Below are 4,002 nucleotides of genomic sequence, written 5' to 3'. Positions count from 1 at the left end.
AAGAGCATCACACGAATGCTCTGACCAGCGTCAACGCTATCGCCCGCAAACTGCACGGGTACTACAGCAACGCCGAGTACACGGACGGCTGGCGGATGGTCGTCGGTTCGTACGGGAAGGGCACGGCCGTCAATCCGCCGCGAGATGTCGACCTGCTGTTCTTCCTGCCCGTCCACGAGCACACGCGCTTCACTGGGTACAGGTACAACGGTCAGTCGGCCCTCCTCCAGGAGATCAAGGGGCTGCTCCTCGACCGCTACCCACGTACCGAGATCCGAGGTGACGGCCAGGTCGTGGTCGTCGAGTTCTCCACCAGGCACAGGGTGGAGCTTCTGCCCGGATGGCGCAGACAGGGCGGCGGGATGATCGTGCCCAACACCCACAACGGGGGAAGCTGGCAACACGTTGATCACCACGCCGAGATCGCCCACATCGCCGAATCGGACTCCCGGACCAACGGCAACACCCGCAACCTCATCCAGATGATGAAGCTTTGGCAGGACTATTGCTCTGTACCCATCAAGTCACTGGTCCTGGAGCTGGAAAGCGTCGCGTTCCTGCAGACTTGGGCCCACGCCCGCGAGTCCACGACCTACTACGACTGGATGGTCCGCGACTTCTTCGCCGAACTGACCAAGAAGGCCAACCATTCCCGACTGATCCCTGGCACCAGCGAGTTCAAGCACTACGGTGACGCCTGGCTCAGCAGGGCGAACAGCGCCCACGCCCGAGCGGTCAAGGCATGCCAGTTCGAGTCCGAGGATCGGCACATCGAAGCCGCACTGGAGTGGCGCAAGATCTTCGGAGAGCAGTATGAATTCTAGTCAGGGCACCGGGCATACGGCGAACGTGCAGGCGATCCGGGAAGCCTTCGGCCGCGTCGTCTACACGCACAAGGCCCACGAGAAGGCCCGCGAGCTGGAAGCCGCCAAGGCGGACAAGGCCAAGTGGGTCAACATCACCCTCGTGACGCTGACGTCCGGGACACTGCTCGCCTCGGTGATCACGAACAAGCAGCTCCTTCTCTACATCAGTAGCGGAGCCTCCGCGCTGGCACTGGCCTTCACCATCTTCCAGCTGAGCTTCACCCCGGAGAAGGTCGCCGAGCAGCACCGTGCCGCCGCCAAGGAGCTCTGGTACATCCGGGAGCTGTATCTGCACCTGCTCACCGACATACAGACCGACCCGCAATCCGTGGACATACCTCGCCGCAGAGACGAGCTGCTCGAGAAGCTGAACCACGTTTACCGGCTGGCACCGGACACATCGAGTAGCGCCTACCGGGCCGCGCAGCGAGCCCTGCAGATCGACGAGGACATGACGTTCAGCAGCTCAGAGATCGACCGCTTCCTCCCGGAAGCACTTCGCACGTCCTGATTCCCGCCCCTGTGTCCTGACGGGCGGATCACGGGCGGGTTCCTATTCGGTGCGGCCGTGCCGGTGGACGCCATTCCGGGGCTTCCGCGGGGCGGGCACCTTGCGCTGCTCGGTACGCTCGGAGCGCCGGTCTCGGTACCGCATGGCGGCCAGCCACAGGTCCCGTTTGTGCTCGGAGTCCGACGGCATAAGCACCAACGCAATGAGGATGCCGAAGGCTGCGGTGATCGTGAGGACGACGGCGACGGCCACCACCCACCACGGGGCCCCCGCGAAGGCGAGCACGCCGATGGCGCCCCCGCCGCCGAGGACGGTCCCGCCCAGCATCCGCCGGCCGTTCGGACCGGACGGGGGCGGCGCGGGGGATGCGGCCGGCTGCTGAACTGATGTGCTCATCGGGCCGCCTCCTTCTTGCATTCCCTGCGGGCATTGCGGGCCGCTGCCTTGCGGGCTTCCTCCTCGCGGCCACGAGCCCAGTCGGCGATGATCGACGGCGGGACCGCGAGTTTTCTGGTGTCCCACAGCCGCTTAAGGCCGGGATTCTTGTTCTCCATGCCCTCGTATACTGCCCGTATGGGACATTGGTCTGAGGGCCTTGTCGACGAGGCCGTGAAGCTGATCGGCGGTAGCCCAGACCGCCAGGTGCTGACGGACATGCTCGTCCGAGCCGGCCGTGAGATTGACGTTCTCTCGGGCCGTACCTTCCAGCCGCTGCGCCGAACGACCTCAGCCATAGAGCCCAACGGCTTGCCCTTCGTAGACATCCCAGACATGCAGGTCGGCTCGATGGAACGAGGGGCGGGTGCATGGGAGGTCCCTGACCCGGTGGACGGCCAGATTGCGACCGTCCTGCAGGTCTCACCCCTGCCTAGCCCTGGCCCGAGTGCCGCGCGTGCGGCGGACGCGCTCTGGATTGCCGGCCAACTCGTCGCCGGGGCATCACAGACGGGGCGGCTGTCGGCGGAGCATGTCCTCCGCTGGCTGGGCACGTCCGTAGACCGTGAGCAAAGAAAAGATCTATTTCACCGCATTATGGACCCTGCCGTTCGCTTTTACGTCCCGATTCTCGGGGTCGCTATCAACGGATGGTGGATCCAAATCGCCCGGCGTCTCATCTGGGTGACCAGCGATACCGAGGACGAAGGGCGGCTTATCGAGCCGCTATTGGACAAGGAGAATGCCGGCGGACAGATCCCTCCGCTTGCAGCCGTCGAGGCCATCCTGATCGTGGCCCCGATCACGCGACACCCGGCAGACTGGGCATTCACGGCACGCATTTGGACCGAACAGGTTCAGCGTCCTATCGATCGGCCATGGAGAGGGCTCGCGAAGGCTATCCACGGTCACGGCATACCGACCATCACCGTCGACCCTGCCTCGACGTCTTACGAGATCGCGTGCCAGGTGGTCTTGAAGGGCTACTGGCATGGCTACATCGAGGGCGACGAGCCGGCGCTGGCGACTGCCGTCGCGATGGCGTACCCCCGGCAGGTCGATCGCATCCAGCGTGAGACCCATGCCCCAGACAGAGTCTCTGCCGCCGCAACACTGCTCGAACAACTGATCCACCCCGGATTCGATCCGGCGCGGGGCGCGGAGGCGACTCGTCGGTACGTGCGCCGGAAGGCGAGCATCGCAGTCATGCAGTACCGGAAGAGCGAGGCCCCGGACCGGTACCCGTGGACACAAGTCGGAATCAGCGAACGTCGCTACTACAAACTCCTGCCGTTGTTCGCAGAGAAGGTCAACGGCCGCTATGACTACGACTACGACGACGTGGTGGCGCGCATGAAGGCCCACCTGAACCTCGTAGACAAAGCGCGAGAAGTGCGAGCAGCCGCCCTTGAAGTCCTCCGGTCACACGGCTTCGGCGACGAGGCCGCACGCAAATGGCTTCAGCGGCATCCGCCTGGGGAAGCTGCCAACGCCTGGCCGCGTGATCGGCGCCCGTAATACCGGCTCAGGGTTTGTCCCGTAAATGATCGCCGAGACACCGCGAGGTGGGTCGCCGTGCGACCCTTGCCTATCCAACGAGGGCAAGGTTATGCATACGGGCGATGTCGAGCATTGCGTGGTGGACACCGTCTCCCCTGAGGCAACAGTCGCGGAGGATCCTCCCCGACGCCGACTGCCAGGTCTGCCCCCGATCGATGTCGGCCGGAGGACGCAACAAGCAGGGGATGGGCGCCGCCGCAATTGAAAGCACGACCTGGTCGCGCGGGACGTACTGCGCCACAAGCTCACGAACTTCTGACTAGCGTTCAGCGCACCCACAGGAAAACGGCGATCACTGCGATGGCAACCGCGTACATGCATCGGGTCTTCCAGTCCTGAAGCTCCTGCTCCAGCTTCTTCAGCTTCGCGGTGTACTGCCGTCTACTCTGCTCCTCCTGCCGGTGATACCTCTCCGCGAGGGCCACCACGTCCAGCTTGACGAGGGAATTCTTCGCTTCCGCGAGCCCTCGGTTCGCTTCGGCGATGAAGGACAGCGTTTCCCTCTTGGCCTCCACCAGCTTCTTCATGTCCTCCAGGACCTGGCCAAGGTCTGAGATCACAGGATCGCTCTCCAGGTAGTTCACGGCCCGTGAGAAGTCGTCCAACCGCCTCGAATCCACCAGATGCGCA

Annotated in this window: 6 protein-coding genes and 1 pseudogene; 3 read left to right on the top strand and 4 right to left on the bottom strand. The window is 64.2% G+C overall.

The window, feature by feature from the left end:
* Both QK442_RS35925 and QK442_RS35920 read left to right on the top strand, forming a co-directional pair.
* A partial coding sequence (locus tag QK442_RS35925; RefSeq protein WP_282698342.1) for a nucleotidyltransferase domain-containing protein occupies positions 1 to 824 on the top strand: 824 nt, incomplete at its 5' end.
* A complete protein-coding gene (locus QK442_RS35920; protein WP_282698341.1) occupies positions 814 to 1,377 on the top strand; it encodes an SLATT domain-containing protein in 564 nt (187 codons plus the stop codon). The genes QK442_RS35925 and QK442_RS35920, both read left to right, overlap by 11 nt.
* A gap of 42 nt (positions 1,378 to 1,419) precedes the next feature.
* Here QK442_RS35920 and QK442_RS35915 read toward each other — a convergent pair whose 3' ends face one another.
* Both QK442_RS35915 and QK442_RS35910 read right to left on the bottom strand, forming a co-directional pair.
* A complete protein-coding gene (locus tag QK442_RS35915; protein WP_282698340.1) occupies positions 1,420 to 1,773 on the bottom strand; it encodes a hypothetical protein in 354 nt (117 codons plus the stop codon).
* Positions 1,770 to 1,931: a hypothetical protein gene (locus QK442_RS35910; RefSeq protein WP_282698339.1), complete on the bottom strand. Its 162-nt coding sequence runs from the start codon at positions 1,929 to 1,931 to the stop codon at positions 1,770 to 1,772. The genes QK442_RS35915 and QK442_RS35910 overlap by 4 nt, the downstream gene beginning before the upstream one ends.
* A gap of 19 nt (positions 1,932 to 1,950) precedes the next feature.
* On the opposite strand from QK442_RS35910, the gene QK442_RS35905 reads away from it, so the two are divergent.
* On the top strand, positions 1,951 to 3,330 hold the full coding sequence (locus tag QK442_RS35905) for a hypothetical protein (protein WP_282698338.1): 1,380 nt from the start codon (positions 1,951 to 1,953) through the stop codon (positions 3,328 to 3,330).
* A 70-nt stretch (positions 3,331 to 3,400) separates the two neighbouring features.
* Here QK442_RS35905 and QK442_RS35900 read toward each other — a convergent pair.
* Both QK442_RS35900 and QK442_RS35895 read right to left on the bottom strand, forming a co-directional pair.
* Positions 3,401 to 3,493 (bottom strand): annotated as a pseudogene (locus QK442_RS35900) (IS5/IS1182 family transposase); the annotation flags it as partial.
* 145 nt (positions 3,494 to 3,638) lie between these two features.
* The coding region (locus tag QK442_RS35895) for a hypothetical protein (protein WP_282698337.1) at positions 3,639 to 4,002 on the bottom strand (364 nt) is incomplete at its 5' end.

Source organism: Streptomyces sp. CC208A (assembly GCF_030010625.1).
In the GTDB taxonomy this organism is placed as follows: domain Bacteria; phylum Actinomycetota; class Actinomycetes; order Streptomycetales; family Streptomycetaceae; genus Streptomyces.
This window is presented reverse-complemented; position numbering and strand designations above follow the sequence as displayed.